The organism is Streptomyces sp. NPDC013157, from assembly GCF_042899865.1.
Classification (GTDB): Bacteria; Actinomycetota; Actinomycetes; order Streptomycetales; family Streptomycetaceae; genus Streptomyces.
Window position 1 is genome coordinate 518,883 of sequence record NZ_JBIBAK010000002.1, and the last position, 22,883, is coordinate 541,765.

Annotated in this window: 18 protein-coding genes; 12 read left to right on the forward strand and 6 right to left on the reverse strand. The window is 70.4% G+C overall.

What is annotated here, in order from left to right; all coding sequences use genetic code 11:
- Positions 1–189: 189 nt before the first annotated feature.
- Both ACFY6U_RS07725 and ACFY6U_RS07730 read left to right on the forward strand, forming a co-directional pair.
- Positions 190–588, forward strand: a complete 399-nt coding sequence (locus tag ACFY6U_RS07725) for a winged helix-turn-helix transcriptional regulator (protein ID WP_390035699.1) — start codon at positions 190–192, stop codon at positions 586–588.
- Positions 589–730: 142 nt separating this feature from the next.
- Positions 731–1,396 carry a nitroreductase gene (locus ACFY6U_RS07730; RefSeq protein WP_390036538.1) on the forward strand — a complete coding sequence of 222 codons (666 nt, stop codon included), beginning with the start codon at positions 731–733 and terminating at the stop codon, positions 1,394–1,396.
- A gap of 37 nt (positions 1,397–1,433) precedes the next feature.
- Here the strand turns inward: ACFY6U_RS07730 and ACFY6U_RS07735 are convergent, their stop codons facing one another.
- Genes ACFY6U_RS07735 through ACFY6U_RS07745 form a run of 3 tightly spaced genes read right to left on the reverse strand, consistent with a single transcriptional unit; the run spans position 1,434 to position 5,367 of the window.
- Positions 1,434–2,228, reverse strand: coding sequence for a ferritin-like domain-containing protein (locus ACFY6U_RS07735; protein ID WP_390035701.1), 795 nt, complete (start codon positions 2,226–2,228; stop codon positions 1,434–1,436).
- The gene (locus tag ACFY6U_RS07740) at positions 2,228–4,543 is read right to left on the reverse strand and encodes an HAD-IB family phosphatase (RefSeq protein WP_390035703.1); all 2,316 of its coding nucleotides are present in this window, start codon (positions 4,541–4,543) and stop codon (positions 2,228–2,230) included. The genes ACFY6U_RS07735 and ACFY6U_RS07740 overlap by 1 nt, the downstream gene beginning before the upstream one ends.
- Entirely contained in the window at positions 4,540–5,367 is an 828-nt protein-coding gene (locus tag ACFY6U_RS07745; protein ID WP_390035705.1) for a hypothetical protein, read from the reverse strand. Before ACFY6U_RS07745 ends, ACFY6U_RS07740 begins: the two co-directional genes overlap by 4 nt.
- 315 nt (positions 5,368–5,682) lie before the next feature.
- Between ACFY6U_RS07745 and ACFY6U_RS07750 the strand changes: the two genes are divergently transcribed.
- From ACFY6U_RS07750 to ACFY6U_RS07790, 9 genes are all read left to right on the forward strand, one after another.
- A complete protein-coding gene (locus ACFY6U_RS07750) occupies positions 5,683–6,474 on the forward strand; it encodes an SDR family NAD(P)-dependent oxidoreductase (protein ID WP_390035707.1) in 792 nt (263 codons plus the stop codon).
- Between the two features lie 39 nt (positions 6,475–6,513).
- Entirely contained in the window at positions 6,514–7,251 is a 738-nt protein-coding gene (locus tag ACFY6U_RS07755) for a lysophospholipid acyltransferase family protein (RefSeq protein WP_390035709.1), read from the forward strand.
- Complete coding sequence (locus tag ACFY6U_RS07760; RefSeq protein ID WP_390035711.1) at positions 7,248–8,951, forward strand: FAD-binding oxidoreductase; 1,704 nt, start codon at positions 7,248–7,250, stop codon at positions 8,949–8,951. The genes ACFY6U_RS07755 and ACFY6U_RS07760 overlap by 4 nt, the downstream gene beginning before the upstream one ends.
- Positions 8,952–9,028: 77 nt before the next feature.
- Entirely contained in the window at positions 9,029–9,358 is a 330-nt protein-coding gene (locus ACFY6U_RS07765; RefSeq protein ID WP_390035713.1) for a WhiB family transcriptional regulator, read from the forward strand.
- A 160-nt stretch (positions 9,359–9,518) separates the two neighbouring features.
- Entirely contained in the window at positions 9,519–11,144 is a 1,626-nt protein-coding gene (locus tag ACFY6U_RS07770; RefSeq protein WP_390035715.1) for a cytochrome bc complex cytochrome b subunit, read from the forward strand.
- Positions 11,145–11,217: 73 nt separating this feature from the next.
- The gene (locus ACFY6U_RS07775; protein WP_390035717.1) at positions 11,218–11,847 is read left to right on the forward strand and encodes an HAD family hydrolase; all 630 of its coding nucleotides are present in this window, start codon (positions 11,218–11,220) and stop codon (positions 11,845–11,847) included.
- A gap of 178 nt (positions 11,848–12,025) precedes the next feature.
- A complete protein-coding gene (locus ACFY6U_RS07780) occupies positions 12,026–12,436 on the forward strand; it encodes a cupin domain-containing protein (protein ID WP_390035719.1) in 411 nt (136 codons plus the stop codon).
- 70 nt (positions 12,437–12,506) lie between these two features.
- On the forward strand, positions 12,507–13,130 hold the full coding sequence (locus ACFY6U_RS07785) for a DUF5134 domain-containing protein (protein ID WP_390035721.1): 624 nt from the start codon (positions 12,507–12,509) through the stop codon (positions 13,128–13,130).
- A 29-nt stretch (positions 13,131–13,159) separates the two neighbouring features.
- The gene (locus ACFY6U_RS07790; RefSeq protein WP_390035723.1) at positions 13,160–14,365 is read left to right on the forward strand and encodes an acyl-CoA dehydrogenase family protein; all 1,206 of its coding nucleotides are present in this window, start codon (positions 13,160–13,162) and stop codon (positions 14,363–14,365) included.
- A gap of 49 nt (positions 14,366–14,414) precedes the next feature.
- Here the strand turns inward: ACFY6U_RS07790 and ACFY6U_RS07795 are convergent, their stop codons facing one another.
- The 3 genes from ACFY6U_RS07795 to ACFY6U_RS07805 all read right to left on the reverse strand — a co-directional run bounded on the left by ACFY6U_RS07795 (position 14,415) and on the right by ACFY6U_RS07805 (position 20,468).
- Positions 14,415–17,267 carry an AAA family ATPase gene (locus ACFY6U_RS07795; RefSeq protein WP_390035725.1) on the reverse strand — a complete coding sequence of 951 codons (2,853 nt, stop codon included), beginning with the start codon at positions 17,265–17,267 and terminating at the stop codon, positions 14,415–14,417.
- Between the two features lie 85 nt (positions 17,268–17,352).
- Positions 17,353–17,724 (reverse strand): cupin domain-containing protein, encoded by a 372-nt coding sequence (locus tag ACFY6U_RS07800; protein WP_390036540.1) that lies wholly within the window; start codon positions 17,722–17,724, stop codon positions 17,353–17,355.
- 182 nt (positions 17,725–17,906) lie between these two features.
- Entirely contained in the window at positions 17,907–20,468 is a 2,562-nt protein-coding gene (locus tag ACFY6U_RS07805; protein ID WP_390035727.1) for a SpoIIE family protein phosphatase, read from the reverse strand.
- Between the two features lie 230 nt (positions 20,469–20,698).
- Between ACFY6U_RS07805 and ACFY6U_RS07810 the strand changes: the two genes are divergently transcribed.
- A complete protein-coding gene (locus ACFY6U_RS07810; RefSeq protein WP_390035729.1) occupies positions 20,699–22,882 on the forward strand; it encodes a SpoIIE family protein phosphatase in 2,184 nt (727 codons plus the stop codon).
- The last annotated feature ends 1 nt before the right edge of the window (position 22,883 follow it).

The following is a 22,883-nucleotide window of genomic DNA, read 5'->3' on the forward strand; positions in this document are numbered from 1 at the left end:
GGCAACTCCCCGAGCGCACGGCCGCCCGCAGGAGCCGACAACCCCGTTGGCGGGGACGCACCACCAACCGGGGAAGCGGCCCGGCCGACTTCCGACACAGCTACGGCTACGACCACACCCACGACCACCGAATACAGCGCGAGTTGTCGCACCGCGACGGCTCGCGCCGTACCGGAACGGACACGCACCATGCCCACCCCACAAGACCCTCACCCGGCAGACCGAACCGAGCATCCGCGGTCCGCCGACACCTCTCCGGCCATCGCCCGGGCCTTCGCCCTGCTCAGCAACGACTGGAACGGCCTGATCCTCATGGCCTTGGCCAAAGGGCCGGCCGATTCCGCGCAGATTCGCGAGCGCGTCCCCGGCATCAGCAGCCGCATGCTCACCCAGCGGCTCCAGGAGCTGACCGCGATCGACCTGGTCACCCGGGATGTCCGGCCCGGGCTGTCGTCGCGGCCCCGTTACGCACTCTCTCCGCACGGCAAGGCGTTCCTCGTCCCCCTGGCCGTTCTGTTCCTGTGGGCGGAAGATCACCTTCCTGCGAGCAGCTCACCGGCCGACCGACCGGCCACGACTGACCCCTGACGACTTCCCGTCCAGACGCGACCGCCGTGGAAGGCGCGAGTCGGCGGGGCTACGATCCATGGCATTTCATGCATATTGTTACATTTCATAGTCTTCCGACTGGCAAGGGTGGCATGTAGGGCAGACGAGGAGCCTGGTGATCTTGGACGTCTACGAGGCGGTGACGAGCCGACGAGCCGTACGTGGATTCATCGACCGGCCCGTCCCGAGGGAGGTGCTCGAGCGGGTGCTCTCCACCGCGGCCTGGGCGCCCTCCGGGTCGAACCTCCAGCCCTGGCATGTCTACGTGCTGACCGGCCGGCCGCTGGACGAACTCAAGGAGCTCGCCGGCGGGCGTGTGACCGCGCGCGATTCCTGGGACGAGCGCGAATACGAGATGTACCCGCAGACACTGAGGTCCCCCTACCGCGAGCGCCGATCCGCCTTCGGTGCCGAGCGCTACAGCTCACTGGGCATCGGGCGCGAGGACTGGGAGGCGCGCCAGCGGGCCGCTTCCGCGAACTGGGAGTGTTTCGGCGCACCGGCCGCCCTGTTCTGCTACATCGACCGCGGTCTGGGCCGGCCCCAGTGGTCCGACCTGGGCATGTACCTGCAGACGGTGATGCTGCTGCTCCGCGCCGAAGGCCTGCACAGCTGCCCGCAGATGGCGTGGTCGGTCTACCGCAAGACCGTCGCGGAGGTCCTCTCGCCCCCCGACGACCTCATCCTGTTCTGCGGTATGTCGATCGGATTCGAGGACATCGCAGTGCCCTACACCCGTACAGGCCGGGCACCGCTCGAACAGACGGTCACCTTCGTCGACGAATAAGTCCCGTACGAGAAGGTGACCCTCGGGCGTGGCAGTGTCAGGCAGCGATGCCGCGGCTGTCCATGGCGTCCTCGACTATGCGCAGCCCGTCCAGGTCCGGCAGCTTCGCGATGTGCGCGTCGATGTCGCGGATGAGTTTGCGGCCCTCGGAGCCCCCGAAGAGGTGGGTCATGACATGCGTGACCTCGGTCTCGGGCATGACGCCCGAGCCGACCGGGCCCCAGGCCCTTTCGAGCGCCAGGCGGGCGACCACGCGGGCCTTCTTGCTCGCCGCGAGCCGGTCGCGTGCCTGCGACGCGTAGAACGCGACATGCTTCGTCTCCTGCTGTGCGATCCGCTTGAGCAGCGGCAGCAGCACGGGGTGGCTCTCCAGCGCGGCCAGTCGGTGGTACGCCGCGGTCGCCGACCACTCGTTCGCCGCTCCCCACGCCATGTGCACGGCGACGAAGTCGTTTCCGACCAGCCGACCTATGACCGTCTGCTTCACCGTCCCCAGGCGGTCCCGCCAGCCGAGCTTCAGGCGGGTCGCCTTGAGCTCGTCGAAGTCGACTCGGAGGCCGTGGCGCTCCAGCACGGCCGCGAGGGCTTCGCCGTGCCAGAACTCCTCGCGGTTCCACATCGTCATGAAAGCGCCCACCGCCGGCTCGTCGTGAGACGGGGTCGTCAGCAGATCACGCAGGTAGCACACCGTGTGGTATTCGATGTCACACATGTAGCGCAGTGTGCGCAGCGTCTCCTCGGGCAGCGGGTTGCGCTCGAACTCGTCGAAGTCGAGGTCGGCCCACTGCACGCCGGTGGAGTTCTTCGTGTACTTGTCCATGTCGAAGGCCATCAGTCGCTCTTCCCGTCGGTGCGCGTCGGATTCGTCGCCCGGGCCGCGATGACCTCGCGGCGCACACCCGAACCGCCGCTCTTCCAGCGGTGGATGTCCCAGTTCCTCCGGTGCGACTCGCGCGCCAGTTCCGCGTCGGGGTTGATCGCCGAGGGCTTGCCCAGCAGGGACAGCCACGGCAGGTCGGAGTGGCTGTCGCCGTAGCCGTAGGAGGCGGCGAGGTCGTAGCCGCCCTCCTCGGCGTACCGCAGAAGCCACGCGGCCCGCGCCTCGTCCACCAGCGGCGGCTTCGCCAGGTAGCCGGTGAGCACCCCGTCCCTCACGTGCATGGAGCTCCCGACGACCTCGTCGAACAGGTCGGCGAGCGGAGCGGCGAGAAGGCCGGCCGAGCCGGTGACCAGGACGGTGCGGTGACCTGCCGCGCGGTGCTCGCGGATACGCGCCAGGGCGTCCGCGCTCGTGTGCCGCAGCATCGTGTCGGCGTAGCCGCGCCGCACCACCTCTTCCAGGCGGGCGACGGGCATGCCGCGGTAGCGGCGCAGGAAGGCGCGGATGAACTCACCGCGGTCACGTCGCTCGGCGCGGAGGTAGCCGGGCAGGGAGACGAGCAGGTCCGCCACCTCCTTCGGCCAGGCCGCCTTGCGGAAGCCCGCGGTGCGCACCCAGAGGTACTGCTCGACGATGTTGGAGTCGACGACGGTGCGTTCGAGGTCGAAGACGGCCAGTACGTCGGTACGCCGCGGCAGTTCGCGTCTCGGACGGGCGCCCGACGGCCGGACGGCCGCGGCTCTCCGACGACGGTGGGCCGCCGTCAGTTCGGTGATGGCGGGGAGGTGCACCTTCTGCAGGTACTCCTCCCAGTCGATCCGTTCCACACCGAAGCCACGGTCCTCGCGCACCCCGGCCGGAAGGGCGTTGTTCAGCGCGCGGGCGTTGCGGTCGTCGAAGACGATCTCGGTCTGCGCATAGGCGCGGTAGAGGTCGACGAAGTTGCCGAGGGTGGCGATACCGGCGCGCACCTTGGCGTTCCCGGTCGCGAGTGCGCGCTTGCGGTCGTTGTTCGGCATCAGTCGCAGGGCGGCGTCCCACAGGTCGGCCTTCGTCCTCGCCAGCCGGAGTGCGCGGTTGAACCTGCGCTCGCCTGAGAACTTCCAGTCCGGCACTTCGACGAATCCGCCGTCCTTCGGAAGCGGGTGCTGCGTGTAGTAGTCGCGTACGTTCTCGTACATGCGGTGGAAGGGCAGCGGATTCGACGCGCCCGAGGCGATGTGGTAGTACCGCGGCTCGTCGACGGGGACCGGGTTGGCCGCCACGGCCAGGATGGCGTTGACGACGAGGTCGACGGGGATGACATCGAGGATCGAGTCGGGCAGCCCGGGGAAGTCGGGCAGCTGGCCGCGGCCGTAGGCGAAGATCAGCGGATCGGCGACCTTGAAGCCGTCGATCCAGCCGGGGAACGGGTGCCGGAGCGCGCTCTCGATGATCGCGGGCCGGACCACCGAAAGCCGGTGTCCGGCCTCCCCCCAGAGGTCTTCCGCGGCACGTTCGGCGAGTGCCTTCGTCAGCGTGTAGACGTCGGTCCACCCCAGGCTCTGGGCGCGCCGCCGGCCGGCGGCGACGAGCTGGGAACGCACCCACTCGCGCCGCGCGTTCTCGCTCGCGCGGGCCGCCGCGATCGGGCCCTCCTTCCCGTGGTCGCCGCGGGCGCGGGACATGAACCGCTCGAGCATCGCCGGTTCCCGCGAGGTGAGTTCGGTCTGCTCGTGGGTCCGGGTCGCCAGGGTCCACTCGGTGTGCCAGAGGACATCGTGTTCGAGCCTGGCCTCGGGCACCACACCACGGCGGAGCCCTCCGACGTAACAGGTCGACACGTGGACGACGTGCGGGTCGGATCCGGAGGCGAGCAGGGCCTCGTAGAGGCCCACGGCGCCGTTGACGTTCGTGTCGAACGCCTCGTGGATGGGCGGGTCGAACGAGACGGTCGACGCCGAGTGGATGACGACGTCGAGGTCGGCGGGCAGCTCGGGGACGCTGGTCATGCTGCCGTCGAGCACGGTGATCCGTGCCCGGACGATGCGCTCGGCCTCTTCGGCGCCCACGGTGTCCCGCCAGCGCCGGAAGACGGGTTTGCGGAGCAGCTGTCGGAGCCGGTCCTGCCCGGTCTGACTGCCCTTGCGGCGCACGAGGAGTGAGATACGGGTGGCGGGGTGGTCGCTGAGCAGCCGCTCCAGCACGGCCTGCCCGACGAAGCCGGTGGCGCCGGTCAGCAGGACGTGCGCGTCGCCGAGTTCGGTGTTCGCGTGGTGCGGTGTCACGGAAGGAGCCTCGATTCCACGGTGGATGCGACACCGGGACGGATGCCGGGGAGCGCGGCGACCATCCCGCGGATACGGCGCGCCTCGGCCCGTCCGCGCTGGTCGCCGAAGACATGGCGTTCGAAGAAGGCGCGTTCGTGCCCGGAGCGGTCGACCGAGCCGAGCGGCCAGGCGGCGTGCCGGAGAGCGCGGCAGGTGATGCGCTGGGCGCGGGCGGAGTCGCGTAGCCGGCGCTCGGCCTCCTCGGCGAGGAAGCGGATGTGACGGTTCTTGATCTCCACCACGGGGCTGATGATCGACGCCGTGGCGGAGGACACGCCGGCCAGGCGCCGGTAGGCCGCCTGCGTGATCCATTCGTCCACGAGGCCCGTCGTCACATGTTCGGCGACGATCTGCGTACCGGTGATGCCGGCGACGAGAGAGCGACGGATCGGGCCACGGCGTGCGCGGCGCTCCGCAGGTACCCGCCGTGCGGGACCGGCGCTCGAAGGCAGGTCGCGGGCGGCGGGAGAGGCATCGAGGACGGCGTCGAGAGCGTCGGCTGTCCAGAACCTCTCGAACATCCACGTGGTGAGGAACGCGGTGACCCGGGCGTCCTTGTGTGTCGCCGTGACGAGGAGGTCGCGTACGCGGTGAAGCGTCGTACGTTCCATGTCGCGCAGCGCGCGGACGAGTCGGACGGAGTCGGCGTCGAGCGGCTCTTCGGCGAGCGGCCCGAGGTCGAGCGTTCCACGGTGGCTGCCATGTGCCGTGCGGGCGAACTCACGCACGTCGAAGCCCGCTGTCTCGGGCGGCAGGGTCGTCGTCTCGTTGTTCGAGTTCATGCACGGGCTTTCTGGGCGGGAGCGGGGGAAACTCTGCGGCAGTCCCGAAGCCTGCGAGAAGCCGCCGGGACCGTCACGTGAGACCGCGCAACCGGCACATGTGTGACAGCACTCGCCTCGGTCATGTGTGGAAGCTCGTGTCACAAGGCGGGGGCGTGCCCGGTCTAACGCGATGACCCCGGAAACGAAAGGTGTGTCAGGCGCGTGGACTCAGCCCTCTGCCGTTGTACGAGGCAAGTCACCCGGTGCGGCTCGTCGGAGCCGGTCGTCGGCCGAGCGGGGATCTCGGATGTCGAGCAGAGGGCGGGTGAGACCGTGCTGAGCCGTACCCGGGTCGCACTTGTCACCGGTGCCACCTCCGGGATCGGGGCGGCGTTCGCGCGCGCCCTGGCAAACCGCGGATGGGACCTGGTCCTGGTGGCGCGCGACAAGGAGCGGCTCGGCCGGGTGGCCGCCCAGCTCGAATCCCGGGGCCGTGCCGTCGAGGTGCTGCCCGCCGACCTGGCCGAGCGTGCCGACGTCGCACGTGTCGCCGCCCGGCTGGCGGACCCCGCCCGTCCGGTGGACATGCTCGTGAACAACGCCGGTTTCGGCGTGCACGCACCGATGACCTCGGCCGACAACGCTCCGCACGACCGGGCGATCGAGGTCATGGGGCGTGCGGTGCTGGTGCTCGCCGGCGCCGCCGGGCGGGCCATGCGCGAACGCGGGCACGGTGCGGTCGTCAATGTGTCGAGCACGGCCGGCTTCGTCACGATGGGAAGTTATTCGGCGGTCAAGGCCTTCGTGACCTCGCTCTCGGAGGGACTGGCGAACGAGCTCCACGGAACGGGCGTCACCGTGACGGCACTCTGCCCGGGCTGGGTCCGCACCGAATTCCACACGCGGGCCGGAATCCGCTCGTCGAGCATTCCGGACTTCCTCTGGCTCGACGCCCGGCGAGTCGTCGAGACGACTCTGCGCGACGTCCGCCGCGGACGGGTGATCTCCGTGCCGAGCTTCCGGTACCGGTTGCTCATCTGGTGCGCACGTCATCTGCCACGCCACACGGTGCGGTGGATCTCGCGACGGATCTCGTCCAGCCGCACGGACATTCTCACTGACTGAAGGAATCAGTGCGGGCGAACCCGCACGGGAAGGAAGCGGATGCCGGCGACGGTACGCGACCGTTTCACCTCACGCTCACACGCCGCGGCGCGTTTCATCGCACAGCGGGGGCTGCTGAAGCCCCTCGTCTGGAGCGTGACCAGCGTCACGGTGCTCGGGCGCGAGCGGTTGGCGAACGTCGAGGACTCGTATGTCGTCGTCGCCAATCACACCTCGCATCTGGACACGCCACTCATCATGGGCGCGCTGCCGCGCCGGCTGGCGCGCTACCTCGCGGTGGGAGCCGCCGCTGACTACTTCTTCGACGTGTGGCGGCGGCGCGGCCTGACGGCCCTCTTCTTCAACGCCTTCCCGGTCGACCGCACCGGAGCGAACGCGCGCGGAGTGGGCACCCGCGCCGTGAGCGCCAAGGCACTGCTGAACCGGGGAGTGCCGCTCCTGATCTTTCCGGAGGGGACCCGGTCGCGCGACGGTTCGCTCGGAACGTTCAAGCCGGGGGCGGCGGCACTCGCCTCGTCGGCCGAGGTGCCGGTGCTCCCCGTCGCGGTCATCGGCGCGCATGCGGCGCATCCTCGCGGCTCGAACTGGCCGAAGCCCGGCCGGCTGCCGGTCGGGGTCGTCTTCGGCGAACCGCTCACTGCCTTTCCCGGGGAGTTGAGGAGCGAGTTCACCGAACGTATCCGCTCGGCGATCCTCACCCTCACCGAGGAGAACTCCGAACGCATCCTCGGCGTGAGTGCGACCTCACGTCGTATTCCCGAAGGAGACCGCTCGTGACCGAACCTGCCGGCCGCACCGACGCGACGCGCACCGCTGATGTGAAACACATGAAGTGGTGGGGCTGGGGCGTGGAAGGTGTCGGCTTCCGACACGAGGACAAGCCTGGTTTCGCGCCGTTCGTACAGCGGGCCATCGGCCTCGATCTCCGGGCGGCCGAACGCACCGCCGAAGGGCCGGACTTCGCGCAGTTGAAGGTGCCGCCCTCGACGGCGCCGGAGGGATTCGTCACGCTGCTGACGGACATCGTCGGAGCCGGGAACGCGGTCGTGGACGACCTGTCCCGCGTCGTCCACACCTACGGCAAGAGCCTGCGTGACCTGGTCCGCATCCGGGCCGGCGAGATGGGGCGCAGTCCCGATGTGGTCGTCTACCCGGCCGACGAGGCGGAGGTGCGGAGGGTCGTCGACGCGGCTGTCGAAGCGGACGCCGTGATCATTCCCTTCGGGGGCGGCAGCAATATCGCGGGCAGCCTGGAGCCGCACGTGGACGAGGACCGGGTGGTCGTCTCACTCGACCTCGGCCGCCTCGACCGGGTACTGGAGATCGACCCCGGCTCCGGCCTGGCACGGGTCCAGGCCGGGGCGCAGGGGCCTGATCTCGAGGCCCGGCTCAACCAGGAGGGCTGGACGATGGGGCACTTCCCCGACTCGTTCACCCACTCGACGCTGGGCGGGTGGGTCGCCACGCGCTCGTCCGGCATGCAGTCGGACAAGTACGGCGACATAGCGGACATCGTCAAGGGGCTGCGTGTCGTGCGGGCCGACGGGGTCCTCGTGATCCGTGCCGTGCCGAGCGCGTCGACCGGGCCGAGCGTCCGGGAGATGGTGGTGGGCTCCGAGGGGCGGCTCGGCGTCATCACCGAGGTCACGGTGCAGGTGCACCGGCTCCCCGCGAAGCGGGCGATCCACGCTTACTTCTTCAGGAATCTCGACCACGGCCTCGCGGCGATGCAGGAGATCGCGGAGAGCGACGTGTCGCCCTCGGTCACCCGTGTCTCGGACGCGCACGAGACGGGCTTCTCCCTGGCGACGAGCAAGGAGTCGAAGGGCATTCGGAAGACGGCGCAGGCCGGCCTCATGGCCTACCTCAGGAGGCGTGGCTGGAACCTGGACGAGATGTGCCTCTCCTTCATCGGCTTCGAGGGCGACAAGGCACACGTGAAACGGCAGAAGTCGATCGTCGACCGGATCGTGCGCAGGCATCACGGCATCGGCGTCGGCACGGGACCCGGTGCGCTCTACGACCAGAAGAAGTTCGACACGCCCTACATCCGCGACTTCCTGCTCGACCGCGGTGCCGCCGGCGACGTGAGCGAGACCGCCGGCCCGTGGTCGAAGCTCCGCGGCATCCACGCGGCGGTCTACGAGGCGGCCGACCTCGCCTACGAGAGGATCGGCCGCACCGGCTGGACCATGTCGCACATGTCGCACTCCTACCACTCCGGAGCCTGTCTCTACTTCACGTTCGCCTTCGTCTTCGGCGACGACCCGCTCGGCGAGTACGACACCGTCAAGCGCGCGATCCAGCAGGCGTTCATCGACGCCGGCGGCACGATCTCGCACCACCACGGGGTGGGCCTGGAGCACGCGCCCTGGCTGGCGGAGGACATCTCCCCCCAGGGTGTCGCGATCATGTCGGGCCTCTTCGGCGCCGCCGACCCGGGCGGCAACTTCAACCCCCGCAAGATCGTGCTCTGAGCGGGTGCGCGCCGCCTTGTCACACACCGGCCGGGTGCCCCGTCTCAGATGACAACCCACTGGAGGTTTTCTCTGTCATGGCTACAGCACAACGCGACCACGCAACGCACTGGCGTGAACGGGGAGCCTGCCTGCGCGTCGACCCCGATCTGTTCTTCCCCATCGGCGACGGCGGCCTGACGCAGGTTCAGATCACCGAGGCCAAGGCCGTCTGCCGTCGATGTCCGGTCATGGAGCAGTGTCTCGGCTGGGCCATGCGGGTCGAGCGGGTGGAAGGCATCTGGGGCGGTACGACGGAAGGCGAGCGCCGCCTGATGAGGCGGCGCGACGACGCTGACGACCGCCTCGGGGCCAGGCGTGTCACATCCACGCGTCCTGCTCGGTCATATGGGTGGAAGCAGTCATGAGCCTGCTCGCCCAGGGAGTGCGGACCAGGCGGCCCGCTGACTCGGTTCCGCCCACGACAAGCGACTGACCTGCCGTATCCGTTCCCTGTCGGGCAGCAAGACGGGCTCATGGCATCGCGAGCGTCCCTTTTCGGGCCGGGTGAGGAATGGTTGCCGGGGCATGGATGATCCGAGCCAGAAGGAAGAAGTGGCCGAAGGAGGCGATGGGGAGCGCATCGCCCGCTGGGCGGACGGACGCCTGGGCCCGTACAGCCTGCTGCGGGCCAATGCACGCAAGGCTTTCCCCGACCACTGGTCCTTCTTGTTGGGGGAGATCTGTCTCTACAGTTTCCTCGTCATTGTCGTGACCGGGGTCTATCTGAGCCTGTACTTCCATCCGTCGATGAAAGAGGTGCAGTACAACGGCAGTTACCTGCCGTTGCGGGGGCAGACGGTGTCGGAGGCGTACAACTCCACCATGCACGTCTCCTTCGACGTCCGGGGCGGCCTGTTGATCCGGCAGGCGCATCACTGGGCGGCCCTGGTGTTCATCGGGGCCATGCTCGTCCACATGCTGCGCGTGTTCTTCACCGGGGCCTTCCGCAAACCCCGTGAATTCCAGTGGCTGTTCGGCTTCCTGCTGCTGGTCCTCGGAATGTTCGGAGGACTGACCGGATACGACCTGCCGGACGACCTTCTTTCCGGCACCGGGCTCGCCGTCGTGAACGGGACGATCCTTTCCATACCGGTCGTCGGAACCTACCTTTCGATGTTTCTCTTCGGAGGCGGGTTCCCGGGCGGTGAACTGGTGGCGCGCTTCAACGCGGTCCATGTCCTGGTCATCCCGGCCATCATGGTGGGACTGCTCGTGGCCCATCTGATCCTGCTGCTCCACCACAGGCACACGCAGTATCCGGGCCCGGGCCGGAGCAACAGGAACCTGGTGGGCCTGCCGCTCAAGGTGCGGGCGGTGAAGTCCGCGGGTGTCTTCTTCCTGGTCGGCGGTGTCATCTTCGCGATCGCGGCCCTCGCGCAGATCAATCCCATCTGGCTGTACGGCCCCTACCGCGTCGACCAGGTCTCGGCCGGCTCGCAGCCCGACTGGTACATGGGCGTGGCGGACGGACTGCTGCGCGTCATGCCGGGCTGGGAGATCGCCCTGTGGGGCCACACCCTGGCTCTGGACAACCTGATTCCGCTGGTGGCGGGCGTCGGCTTCTTCCTGGCCATGGGCGCGTATCCGTTCATCGAGTCCTGGGTGACCGGGGACGATCGTGAGCAGCACCTTCTCGACAGACCGCGCAACCGCCCCGTGCGCACGGCACTCGGTGTCGCATGGATCGGCTTCTATCTGGTGTCGCTCATCGGCGCCGCGAACGACATCATCGCCACCCGGTTCCACCTCTCGGTCGAATCAGTCACGTGGGCGGTCCGCATCGGCCTGTTCGTCGTGCCTGTCGCGGCCTACGCCGTGGCGAAGCGGTGGGCTCTCGGTCTGCAACGCAGGGATCGCGACAAGGTGCTGCACGGTCGCGAGACGGGCATCGTCAAGCGCCTGCCGCACGGCGAGTTCGTCGAGGTGCACGAGCCTCTCGGTCAGGCGGAGCTCCACCTCCTGACACAGCATGAGCAGTACACACCGATCGCCCCCTGCGCGAACGGCGACACGGGCGACCGACCCGCGGGCGCCCGCCTCGCCCGGCGCCTGCGGGTCGGGGTCAGCCGTGCCCTCTACGGCGAAGGCTCGCAGATCCCCAAGCCGACCTTGCCGGAGTACCGGGAGATCACCGACAAGCACCGTGCGTGACAGTGCGGCCCCGGGTGCCGGCAGACGGTGTGGGAGAGAGGTTCGGAAGACTGTGCCGAGAACATGTCTCATAGTGGACTTCGGCGGTGTGCTCACGACATCGCTCGACGATGCGGTGCGCGGCTTCGAAGCCCGCGAAGGCCTGCCCGAGGGGGCGGTGGAGCACGGCTGGTACCGGAACCCGGCGATGGTCGCGCTCACTCACGACCTCGAACGCGGCACGGCCACTCAGTCCGACTGGAACCGGCGCATGGGCCGGGCGCTGGGCATCGACAGCACCGACCTGCTGGGCCGGATCTTCGCGGACTCCCGTCTCGACGATTCCATGGTGTCGGTGCTGACCCGGGCCCGCGCCTGCGGACTGAAGACGGGTCTGCTGTCCAACAGCATGGGCTTGGCGCCGTGGAACATGTATCGGGGCTTCGACATCGACACGGCCTTCGACGCGGCGTTCGTCTCCGGGCAGCACGGACTGCGCAAACCGGACCCGGCTGCGTATCGGCTGCTCCTCACGATGCTCGAAGTGCCCGGTGGGGACTGCGTCTTCGTCGACGACAACGCGGAGAACCTGCCGCCCGCCGAGGCCCTGGGAATGGCCACTGTTCTGCATCGCAGCGCAGAGCACTCCACGACGCGGCTAGGGGAACTGCTGGGCGTCGCCCTCATGCCGGAGCCCCGTCCGGCGTTCGCGCCGGTGTTGTGACATCGAGGCGCAGCCTGCTGTGTCACGGATTCACCGTGCGTCCGGTCATCACTGCCGTACGTGCGTGGGACCAGGACGTGGGAACACCCGGCCGGCCGGCGGCATGTCTGTCCGGAGATGTTCCGGTCGCGCGGTATGTCTGGCCCAGGACGCAGTGGATCTATGGAGGTGCAACACGATGCCGGAGAAGTCGGAAGGCTGGAAGACGGCGGTGACGGTGCTTCAGGACGCCGCACCGCTCGCCATTCCCGAGGGTGCGTCGGCGATGACCATTCAGGTCGAGTGGGAGCCCGGCGACCCGGGAACGCCGCCGCACCGCCACTCGGGACCGGCCTTCGGGTACGTCATCGAGGGAGCGGTCCGTTTCGAGCTGGAGGGCGAGCCCGAGCGCGTCGTCGAAGCCGGTGGGACGTTCTGGGAGCCGGGTGGTGATGTGATCCATTACCAGGACGGCAACGCGCTGACGCATGCGCGGACCCGGTTCGTCGTGACCATGATGTGCGCGCCGGGCAGGCCGATGCTCGAACTCGTCGGTGAGAAGGAACTGGCCGAACGGGCCCATCTGCGCGCCCCGCGCCCCACCGGCTGACCACCCACCCGCTCACACACGCCAATTCCGACACGGATCCCGACAGCTCCGTGGGAGGGTGCGACTCGGCATGAGTGCCTCCGACGTTGTCCACTACATGCTGACCGCCTTGTTCACGGCGGCCGCTGTCCGAGCGCTCCGGCAGAGTGTCGTGGCCCGGACCGGTGGCTGCCGCAGCCGCGTGGACCATCTGCTGCACGCCGCCATGGCGCTGACCATGGCCGTGATGCCGTGGGGCTGGGGCGGCGCCCTGCCCGCGCTGCCGCAGTCGGTCTTCTTCGCCGCCGCCGCACTGTGGTTCCCGCTGACCGCCGTCAGGAGGGGTCAGGAGGGACAGCTGTCGGCAATGGTGCGGAGACTGCCCTACGCGGTGGGCATGGCGGCGATGACCTGGATGTCGTACCGCGCGGCGGGGCATGGGCACCAGACCATGGCCGACGGCGTTCCGACGGCACACCAGGCCATGCAGGTCAGCCACTCCATGGGCGAGTCGAGGGCCGGCAGCGTCGTCACCGGAGTGTTGGCGCTGTACCTGCTCACCTGTGCTCTGCAGGCGCTGACCCGCGACATGCCCGCGCTGCGCGCAACCACCGGCACGGTGGCCGACTCGACCAGCCTGAGCAGTGTGTGCAACCGCTTCTGGGACGGAGCGACGGCCATGGGAACGCTGGTCATGCTTCTGATGCCCCATTGACCGAAACGAAGACCTTCCAGGAGAACGACATGACCACCACTCCCCCTGCGCTGTCGGACGACCTGCTCGCCGCCGACTTCTACCTCTACGAGGCGCTTCTCCCGGACGAGGAACGCACGATATTGCGCAAGGCCCGCACCTTCCTTCGTGACGAGGTGAAACCGTTGGTCAACGGGTACTGGGACAAGGGCGAGTTCCCCGTGGAACTGATCGAGAGGTTCCGCGGGAGCGGCCTGACCGCCCTGTCGTACGAGGGGTACGGTGACCACCTGCCCGCCGCCAGCCATCTGCTCGGCGGCATGCTCGCGATGGAGATGAGTCGCGTCGACGCCTCGGTCGCCACCTTCTTCGGTGTCCACAACGGCCTCAGCTTCTACTCCATCCTCACCGGTGGCGACCAGGAGCAGCGGAAGAGGTGGCTGCCCGCCATGGCCTCGATGGAGAAGATCGGCGCCTTCGCCATGACCGAACCGCTGGGTGGCTCCGACGTCTCCGGCGGCATGCGCACCACCGCCGAGCGCCGGGGCGGCACTTGGGTGCTCAACGGCGCGAAGAGGTGGATCGGCAACGCCACCTTCGCCGACCACGTCGTGGTGTGGGCGCGGGACGTGGATGACAACCAGGTCAAGGGCTTCGTCGTCGAGAAGGGCACCCCCGGGTTCGTGCCGGTGAAGATCGAGGGCAAGATCGCGCTCCGGATCGTAGAGAACGCCGAGATCACCCTGACCGACGTACGGGTCCCGGAGGCCGACCGCCTCCAGAACATCAACTCCTTCAGGGACGTCGCGGAGATCCTGCGCTTCACCCGCAGCGGTGTCGCCTGGCAGGCTCTGGGCGTCATGATCGGCGCCTACGAGCTCGCCCTCGGCTACGCCAAGGAGCGGCGGCAGTTCGGGCGTCCGATCGCCGGATTCCAGATGGTGCAGGACCTGCTGGTGAAGAGCCTGGGCGACATCACCGCGTCCTGGGGCATGCTGGTGCAGCTCGCCCGGCTGCAGGACCAGGGCATCTTCCGCGACGACCACTCGGCGCTGGCCAAGGGGTTCACCACGTCCCGGATGCGCGAGGTCGTCGCGGCCGGCCGCGAGATCTTCGGCGGCAACGGCATCGTCCTCGACTACGACGTCGCACGGTTCTTCGCCGACGCCGAGGCCCTCTACTCCTACGAGGGCACCCGCCAGATGCAGACCCTCATCGTCGGCAAGTCCATAACCGGGCAGAGCGCCTTCGTCTGAGGTGCGGCCTTCGGCGCCGCAGCCCGCGCCTCCGGAGCCGGGGCACCCCTCACCCGGTCCCGTCGGCGACATCGCCCCGTTCGACGGCCAGCCGGGTCAGTTCGACACGGGTGTTGATGTCGAGCTTGGTGAAGATGTGTCTCATGTGGGTGTTGACGGTGTGCACGGACACGTGGAGCCGGTCGGCGATCGCCCGGTTGGTGAGCCCGGCCACGACGAGCGGGATCAGTTTCCGCTCGGATTCGGTCAGACTCCCCCACCCCGGGGAGCCGACCGTGTCGAGCCGGGGGGCGCCCGCGCGCACGCCCAGCTGCCGTAGCCGCCGCTTCAGCCGTTCGCCGTCGCCCCGGGCACCCGAGGCCGACACCAGCTCACCCGCTTCTTCGAAGTACGCGATCGCCTGCGCCGTCTCGGCCGAGGCGGCCATGAGCTCGCCGAGGTCCTCGCACGCCGCGGCCAGAGCCAGTCGCCTGCCGGTGCTCCGGTAGCCGGCGACGGCGGACATGAGGGCACGCGGGTCGCTGTTGAGCAGGCCGTCCACATGGGCACGGACGGCCGCGCCGATCCGCTGGCTGTCGTCCCGCGCGGTCAGGGTGCCCAGTGCACCGGACACGGCCTGCGCGACCGACTGCTCGGCGCCGCGCAGCGCGATACGCACGATCGAGGGCCAGTGGGACGGCGGAAGGGTGAGCAGCCGCGTCGGCTCGCTGCCCTCGAAGCTGCCCGTGAGTGCCGCCGCCGCTGCCTGGTGCCTGCCCTCCGCGTCCGCCAGGCAGGCGCGCGCGAGCGACACCCACAGGGCGTACCGCCGCGCGTTCGTGCCGGAACCGGCTTCGGCCGCGCGGAGATGGTCCCTCGCCCCGGCGAGGTCACCGCGCCTGGTCTCCACCAGTGCCAGCACGGCGCGGGCCTGCGGATTCGGCTGGGTGATCTCGAGTTCGTCCGCCACCGCCAGGCCGGCCTCGGCCTCCACGGCCGCGTCGTCCAGCGCGCCCTGTTCGAGCAGGGCGCAGGCACGGCGGGCATGCCAGTGCGGCAGTGACCAGCCGAGGCCCAGCGCCTCCGCTTCGCGCCGGCCCTCACGCAGCACCCGCTCGGTGTCCCCGAGCCGGTCGGTGCTGGTCAGTACCGTGGCCAGCCACAGCGCCGGAATTCTAGGGGGCCGCAGGTAGGGCACGGTGGGCTCGGCGTAGGCGCGGGCGGTGGCGGCCTCGGCGAGCTCCAGCGCTCGGCCGAGGCGGCCACGGTAGAAGGACGTCTGCGACTGGAACACCATGACGCTGACGACGACGGCTGGATCGTGGCTTCGGTAGGCGTCCGCGACCAGGCCGGTGTCCGTCTGCTCGGCGGCGGCGATGTTCCCGAGGTACACGTGGCCCGTCCCCTGGGTCTTCAGCAGCAGGACCCGCAGGTCGTGCGGCAGCGCGGGGAGGTCCAGGGCCTGCTGCAGGTGGGTCATGGCCGCGTCGTCGTCCCCCGCGGCCTGGTGAATCTCGGCGGCCACCAGGCGCAGGTTCGCCTCCTGCGGCGGCTCCAGACCGTCCGACAGGGTCGCGTCGACCAGGTCGAGCGCCTCGTGAACCCGGCGGGTCCGGCCGAGGTACTCGGCGGCGTCGGTCAGCAGTCCGACGCGGCGCCGGTCGCGCGGGGGCAGCAGGCCGGCGATCCGCTGGGCCAGGTCCGCGGCCGCGTCGGGGGCCGTCGACGACAGTTCCCGTACGGCGGTGTGCAGCATGGTCACGGCGTCGTCCTCGAGCGGGCCGCCCGCCATGACCACATGCCAGGCCACCTCCGCCGACCGTGCCCCGTCGGCGCGCAGGCTCTCGGCGGCCTCCCGGTGCAGCGCGGTCCGTACGGCCGGCGGCAGGTTCTCGTGGACGGCCTGGCGCAGGAGGTCGTGGCGGAAGGCGAGCCGCGGGCCGTCCGCCGAGAGCAGATCGCTGTTCAGGGCGGCTTCCACGCCGGACAGCAGGCTGCCGACCTGCCTCCCGAGCATGCGGGCCGCCGTGCCGAGGTCGAATTCGCGGCCGAGGACGGAGCCGATCTGGAGGAGACGTGCGGCGTCCTCCGGGAGCTGGTGCAGACGCGCGGCGACACCCTGCCGGAAGCCGACGGGTATGTCGCGGTACAGGCGGCCTGCCGCGCCCGTCCCTGCTTCGACGGCCTCCGTGTCAGGGAAAGAGCGCACCAGTTCGATCGCCAGGAACGGGTTGCCCGCGACGCCGCGCAGCATCCTGGCCAGACCGGGTGAGGGTTGCGCCCCGAGCACGTCGGCCGCGATGTGCTCCAGTTCCCGCTGGGGCAGCGGGCCGAGGGTCAGCCATCGGGCGCCGAGGCGTTCGAGGTCCTCCCGCACCCTGGCCACGGTCGGGCGCTCGGTCTCCGACCGTACCGCCAGCACCCACAGGATCCGCGAGGTGGCCAGTCGTCCGGGCAGCGTGCGCAGCGCGAAGAGCGTGGCCGGATCCGACCATTGTGCGTCGTCCACGAGCACGAGTACCGGCGCGCGCTGAGCCCGGTCCTCCAGCGCGTCCGCGATGCTGTCCAGCAACCGGAGCCGCTGGTCGTCCAGGCCCGCGGCGGCTCGGGCGGAACCGTCGTGGGCCTGCAGGACGGACTGCAGGGCGGCTCCTGCCGCATATTGATCGAACTCGTCGGCCCGTACGGAGACCACGTCGAACCCGCACCGCCGCGCGCGGTCGTCCAGCTCCGCGAGGAGCCGGCTCTTGCCGACGCCGGGCGCGCCTTCCACGACGACGCAGGCGCCTCGTCCGCCACGCACCGCCACCAGAGCCTCGCGGACGGCCGCGATCTCACGGTCCCGTCCTCGGAGGCGCAGCCCGGTCCCGGCCTGGTCTTCGCGCCCGGGGTCCAGGTGGCCCGTGGGGTCTGTGCTGCGCATGGGGCAAGCATGCCGCAGGCCATATGCGCCCTCAACGCCGGTCCCCCTGCCATGTCGGCCGGGGCCCTCCTTGCGAGCCGGCGGATCACTCGCTGGGGCGTGGGGCGCGCAAGTGGGCCCGTTTCTCCAGTTCCTCGTCGTCGACCAGGGTGAGCATCGGCTGGCCCGGCGCGCACATCATGAACACGATGTACTTGGCCGGCACCTCCGACGAGGCGTTGCCGTTCTGGTAGTGGATCACCTCACCGCCCGGCTCCCAGAACGTGTCACCGGCCTTGATCACACGTTCCGGCTCGCCCTCGAGCTCCCACCGGACCGCTCCTTCGAGGACGTAGCCGAAACACGGCCCCGAGTGACGGTGCGGTGGAGTCCCGGGGTCCCCGGGCGGCCACTCGACGAGAACGGTCATGCCCGAAGCACCCTCGGGAACGAAGGGCGGCTTGACGTCCGCCAGCATCCTGGGGCCGAACGCCGACCCGTTGTCCTGTCCGGCGGTCCCGGCCGCCGGGTCCTCTGCCGACACTGCTGCACCTCCGTAGGGCTGCCCGGAGCGGATGGTCCGGCACTGCTGCTCCAGGAACCACCCTGCATCCGGACGGCGGCCCTCACAAACCAGGAGCGCGCGGCATGGCGAACCCGCTACCAGGGCAAGGGCCCGCGTCCCGCGACGACACCGGAGTCCGCGGCCGTCGCGGAGACGAGGACGGGTCGTTCCGCGGGCGCGGGCCGAACCCCGGAGGCCAGTGGGTCTGCCGCTGCGGGGGCCAGATCCTCTTCGGCCCAGACCACTTTGCCGCCCGGCACGGTGCGGAAGCCCCATCTGCGGGACAACTGGGCGACCAGAAAGAGGCCGCGGCCGTTCTCGTCATGGGTGCATGCGCTGCGCAGACGTGGGGCGCAGGCGCTCGAGTCGAACACTTCGCAGGTCAGGACCTGGTGCCGGATCAGCCGCAGGGTGATCCGGCCGCTGCCGTGGCGGACGGCGTTGGTGACCAGTTCACTGACGATCAGCTTCGTGGCGTCCGCAACACCGTCCAGGCCCCATTCGGTCAGCTGACGGGCCGCCATGTGCCGGGCGCTGCGGGCAGCGGTCTGGTCGCCGGGCAGCGTCCAGGTAGCCACCTGGGCGGGGCTGAGCGTACGGGTGCGGACGAGGAGCAGCGTGGCGTCGTCGGAGGGCGCCTGCCCCGGGAAGGTCTCCATCGCGCTGCCGCAGAGTTCTTCGAGGGGGCGGCCCGGTTGGGCCAGGGCGCTGCCGAGGCGGTGCATTCCCACGTCGATGTCGTGGTCGCGGGTCTCGACCAGTCCGTCGGTGTACAGGCCGAGGAGACTTCCCTCGGGCAGTTCCAGCTCCGCGGCCTCGAAGGGGACGCCCAGGCCCATGCCCAGCGGGGTTCCGGGGGGCAGGTCGGGGAAGGCGACCCGCCCCTGCGGGTCGATGATCGCGGGCGGCGGGTGCCCGGCCCTCGCCATGGCACACCAGCGGGTGACCGGGTCGTAGACCGCGTACAGACAGGTGGCGCCGACGGCCGGGGAGTACTGCTCCGGAGCGTCGGCATCGTCCTCGGCCAGCCGCTGGACCGTGTCGTCGAGGTGGGTGAGCAGTTCGTCGGGGGGCAGCTCCATGTCGGCGAGGGTGCGTACGGCGGTGCGGAGCCGGCCCATGGTCGCGGCGGCGTCGATCCCGTGTCCGACCACGTCGCCTACGACGAGGGCCACCCGCGCGCCGGACAGCGGAATCACGTCGAACCAGTCGCCCCCGACGCCGTGATCCATGTCGGCGGGGAGGTAGCGCGACGCCGTGTCGACCGCCGCGCCGCCCTTCAGACGGTGCGGGAGCAGGTTCCGCTGGAGGGCGAGGGCGGCGGTGTGCTCGCGGGCGTACTGGCGCGCGTTGTCCAACGCCAGCGCGGCGCGGCCGACGAGTTCCTCGGCGAGGAGCACGTCGACCTCCTGGAACGGCCCCGGGTCCGAGGTGCGGATGAACAGCACCATGCCCAGCAGGACGCGCCGCGCACGGATGGGTATGAGCATCAGGGAGTGGATGCCGTTCTCGTGGATCGTCCGCGCCCGCTCCGGGTCCTCGTCGATCCAGGTGCCCGGAGCGGCGTCCAGGACCGGCTCCAGGTGGGGCATCCCGGTGCGCAGGACGTCGGTGAAGGGTGAGGCGGGCGGCCAGGGGACCACCTCGCCGTGCGCCCACGGGGACTCCGGGACCCCGTCGTGGATCGATGCCAGACCGGCGCGCCGGAAAACGGGGAGGCGCCGGCCCGTGGCCCCGATGCAGACCGGGGGCCCTTCGCCGAACGGGACCGACTGTTCGAGGTCCACGGCGACGTAGTCGGCGAGCAGCGGCACGGCCAGGTCGGCCAGTTCCTGGCTGGTCCGCATCACGTCCAGGCTGCCGCCGAGGCGGGTACTGCCCTCGCTGAGGATGGCCAGGCGATCGCGCGCCCGCCGGCTCTCGGTGAGGTCGACGCTGATGACGCACACCCCCAGCACCTGACCGTCGGCGTCCTGGAGGCAGAAGACCGAAGCCGCGTACGTGTGCTCCCGGCGCGGGCTCGACGGCAGCCACGTCCGGTGGTCGTGGACCTTCACGGGCCCGCCCCGCATCACCTCACGCATCGCCGCCTCGAGTGTTTCGGCCTCGGCACCCGGCCGCACGTCGCTGAACCGCCGTCCGAGCCGACGGTCGCGGGAGATGCCGTCGTGGCTCTCCATCGTGTCGTTCACCCAGGTGCACCGCAGTTGCGGGTCCCGCACGACGACGCCCATGGGGACGCGGGCGAGCAGCGATTCCCGCACCAGTTCGTTCGTCGCTTCCCCTGAGGCCTCACCGATGTCGGTCACGGAGACGAGCCACCGGACCGTTTCGCCGTGCCCCCACAGCATCGAGACCCGCAGGCTCACGTCGAGCCCGTGCCCGTCCCGGTGCCGTACCGTCGTCGTGCCCGACCAGCCGCGCCGGGCCCGGCACCGGTCGACGAACTCCGCGGTCGCAGGCGCTTCTTCGGAGTACGGCAGCACGGCCGAGGCCGACCGGCCCACCACGTCGCCGGCGGAGTACCCGACCAGCCGCTCGGCGGCCCGCGTCCATCCGACCACCGTCCCCTGCTCGTCGAGCATCGCGATCGCCGACTCCGAGGGCTCGCGGATGTTCGGCTGCCTGCGGGGTGTCGCTGTGTCTGTGCTGATCATCGAATCGTCGTCCTCGGATAGGTGGCGGCGAGGCAGGCACCTGTGGCACGCCGTGCTTCGTCACCGTGCTCGATTCCGCTGTCGGACATGAGCGCGATTGCGCCCCTACTTGTCCCTTTTCAGGGCATTGACCGGACGGCGCTTTGATCTGTGACAGCGGCCACTGCCGCGACGGCGGTCCCGGCGGCTCTCCCGCGCGGGGCCGGCCGGTGCGGACGTACGGTGCTGGTATGTGCGCCACGTGGAAAGACGGCGCGGTACCGCCCTACGGGCCTCGTCCGTCCTCCGCCGCCTCCGGGCCGACACGCCGGGCGGAGCTGGACCGGCTGCTGGAGTTCGCCGTGCGCGACACGGGGGTGCTCGCGGGTGCGGTCTTCCTGCTGGCGTCCGACGGGCAGACGCTGCGGCTGGAGGTGACCACGGGGCTGCCGGCGGAGTACCTGACGCCCTGGTCCCGGGTGGCGCTGTCGAGCCCTGTCGCGGTGGCGGAGGCGCTCCGCCTGCGACGGCTGGTCTGGCTGAGCGATCCCGAGGAGTTCGCCCGGCGCTATCCGCGTACGGCGATCGCACTTCGCCACCACTGCGCGGCGGCCGCGGCACCGATCGTCACCGGCACCACGGCCTGGGGCACGCTGCTGCTCCTGTGGCCCGGGGCCGACACCGCCAGGGCCGCCGGGGCCGCCGGTCCGGGACCCGACCGGGTTGCCGCCGCCTGCCGCCGCCTGGGGCGGTTCCTGCGCGAGGCCGCCGACACCGGCGACGCCGTACGTCCGGGACCTGCACCGCGCACCCTGTTGCAGCCGCCGGCCCGCAGCCGGGACCCGGCCGAGGCGCTGGCCGCGGCGGGCCTCGTCGAACGGCTGCCGGAGGGCAACTGCTCGCTCGACCTCAAGGGCACGTTCACCTACGTCAGCGCCACCGCCGCGACTCTGCTGGGCGGCAGCGTCCCCGAGCTGACCGGCACACGTCCCTGGCAGTCCTTGCCCTGGTGCGCCGGCTCACCCGTCGAGGACCGCTTCCGCGACGCCCTGGTCAGTGGCGGCCCCGCCTGCTTCACCGCCCTGCATCCGCCGGACCACTGGCTCGCCTTCGAGCTCTACCCCGACGCGTCCGGGGTGAGCGTCCGCATCTCGCCGACCGTTCCGGGCCCGGCCCCACCGGCCGGGCCCGCACGGACGGGGACGTTCCTGGGCGAGCAGATCCCCCTGGGCGAGGTCTACCAGGTGCTCCACCTGGCCGCCGCCCTCTCGGAGGCCGTGGGCGTGCGCGACGTGGTCGATCTGCTCACCGAGGAGATGCTGCCGGCCTTCGGCGCCCGGACCGTGGCCCTGCTCACGGAAGAGGACGGCAGAATGCGCGTCATCGGCCGTCGTGGATACGACCCCGGACTCCTGGAACTCTTCGACGGAGCACCGCTGACCTGCCAGGCACCCCCGGTTCGGGTCCTCGCCACCCGTCGGCCCGCCTTCTTCGCCACGTTCGAGGAACTGTCCCGCGCCTACCCGGCCGCCGTCCGCCAGGAAGACCTGCACGCCTGGGTCTTTCTGCCGCTGGTCACCTCCGGGCGCCCGGTGGGCTCGTGCGTGTTCGCCTTCGACCGCCCCCACACCTTCTCCGAGCAGGAACGGGTCGTCTTCACCGCACTCGCGGGACTCGTCGCCCAGGCACTGGAACGGGCCCGCCTGTACGACGCCAGCAAGGAGCTCGCGCAGACCCTGCAGGCCGCCCTGCTCCCCGACTCGCTGCCCGACGTCCCGGGCCTGGACGCGGCCGCCCGTTACCTGCCCGCCGCCCGTGGCATGGACATCGGCGGCGACTTCTACGATCTGGTCCGGGTGGACGACACCACCGCGGCCGCGTTCATCGGCGACGTCCAGGGCCACAACGTCACCGCCGCCGCGGTCATGGGCCGGATCCGTCCCTTCCTCCGCTCCTACGCCGCCACCGGAACCACGCCGGCGCAGGCCCTCACACACGCCAACCGCCAGCTGGTCGACCTGGACCCGGGCCGCTTCGCCAGCTGCCTCTACGCGCATCTCGACCTCGCACGCCGCCGGGCCGTCCTGGCCACCGCCGGGCATCCCCCGCCGATCCTGCGCCACCCCGACGGACACGCCGAGGTCCTTTCCCTGCCGCCCGGACTGCTGCTCGGCATCGACCCCGACACGGACTATCCGGCCGCCGAGATCCCGCTGACGCCCGGCACCGTCCTCGCCCTGTACACCGACGGACTCGTCGAAACTCCCGGGGTCGACCTGGACGACGCCATGGCCGCGCTCGCCACCCAGCTCGCCCGGACCCGGTTCCAGCCCGTGGACCGGCTCGCCACAGCCCTGATCGACCACGCACGGCGTACCGCCCCCATGACGGACGACATCGCCCTGCTGCTCATCGGGCTCACCGCCACCGGCTAGG

Bases quoted from the DNA above. Each gene is read 5' to 3' on its own strand.
- ACFY6U_RS07725 (WP_390035699.1), top strand. From the start codon at position 190: ATGCCCACCCCACAAGACCCTCACCCGGCAGACCGAACCGAGCATCCG.
- ACFY6U_RS07735 (WP_390035701.1), bottom strand. From the start codon at position 2,228: ATGGCCTTCGACATGGACAAGTACACGAAGAACTCCACCGGCGTGCAG.
- ACFY6U_RS07745 (WP_390035705.1), bottom strand. From the start codon at position 5,367: ATGAACTCGAACAACGAGACGACGACCCTGCCGCCCGAGACAGCGGGC.
- ACFY6U_RS07755 (WP_390035709.1), top strand. From the start codon at position 6,514: ATGCCGGCGACGGTACGCGACCGTTTCACCTCACGCTCACACGCCGCG.
- ACFY6U_RS07765 (WP_390035713.1), top strand. From the start codon at position 9,029: ATGGCTACAGCACAACGCGACCACGCAACGCACTGGCGTGAACGGGGA.
- ACFY6U_RS07770 (WP_390035715.1), top strand. From the start codon at position 9,519: ATGGATGATCCGAGCCAGAAGGAAGAAGTGGCCGAAGGAGGCGATGGG.
- ACFY6U_RS07780 (WP_390035719.1), top strand. From the start codon at position 12,026: ATGCCGGAGAAGTCGGAAGGCTGGAAGACGGCGGTGACGGTGCTTCAG.
- ACFY6U_RS07785 (WP_390035721.1), top strand. From the start codon at position 12,507: ATGAGTGCCTCCGACGTTGTCCACTACATGCTGACCGCCTTGTTCACG.
- ACFY6U_RS07790 (WP_390035723.1), top strand. From the start codon at position 13,160: ATGACCACCACTCCCCCTGCGCTGTCGGACGACCTGCTCGCCGCCGAC.
- ACFY6U_RS07795 (WP_390035725.1), bottom strand. From the start codon at position 17,267: ATGCGCAGCACAGACCCCACGGGCCACCTGGACCCCGGGCGCGAAGAC.
- ACFY6U_RS07800 (WP_390036540.1), bottom strand. From the start codon at position 17,724: ATGCTGGCGGACGTCAAGCCGCCCTTCGTTCCCGAGGGTGCTTCGGGC.
- ACFY6U_RS07805 (WP_390035727.1), bottom strand. From the start codon at position 20,468: ATGATCAGCACAGACACAGCGACACCCCGCAGGCAGCCGAACATCCGC.
- ACFY6U_RS07810 (WP_390035729.1), top strand. From the start codon at position 20,699: ATGTGCGCCACGTGGAAAGACGGCGCGGTACCGCCCTACGGGCCTCGT.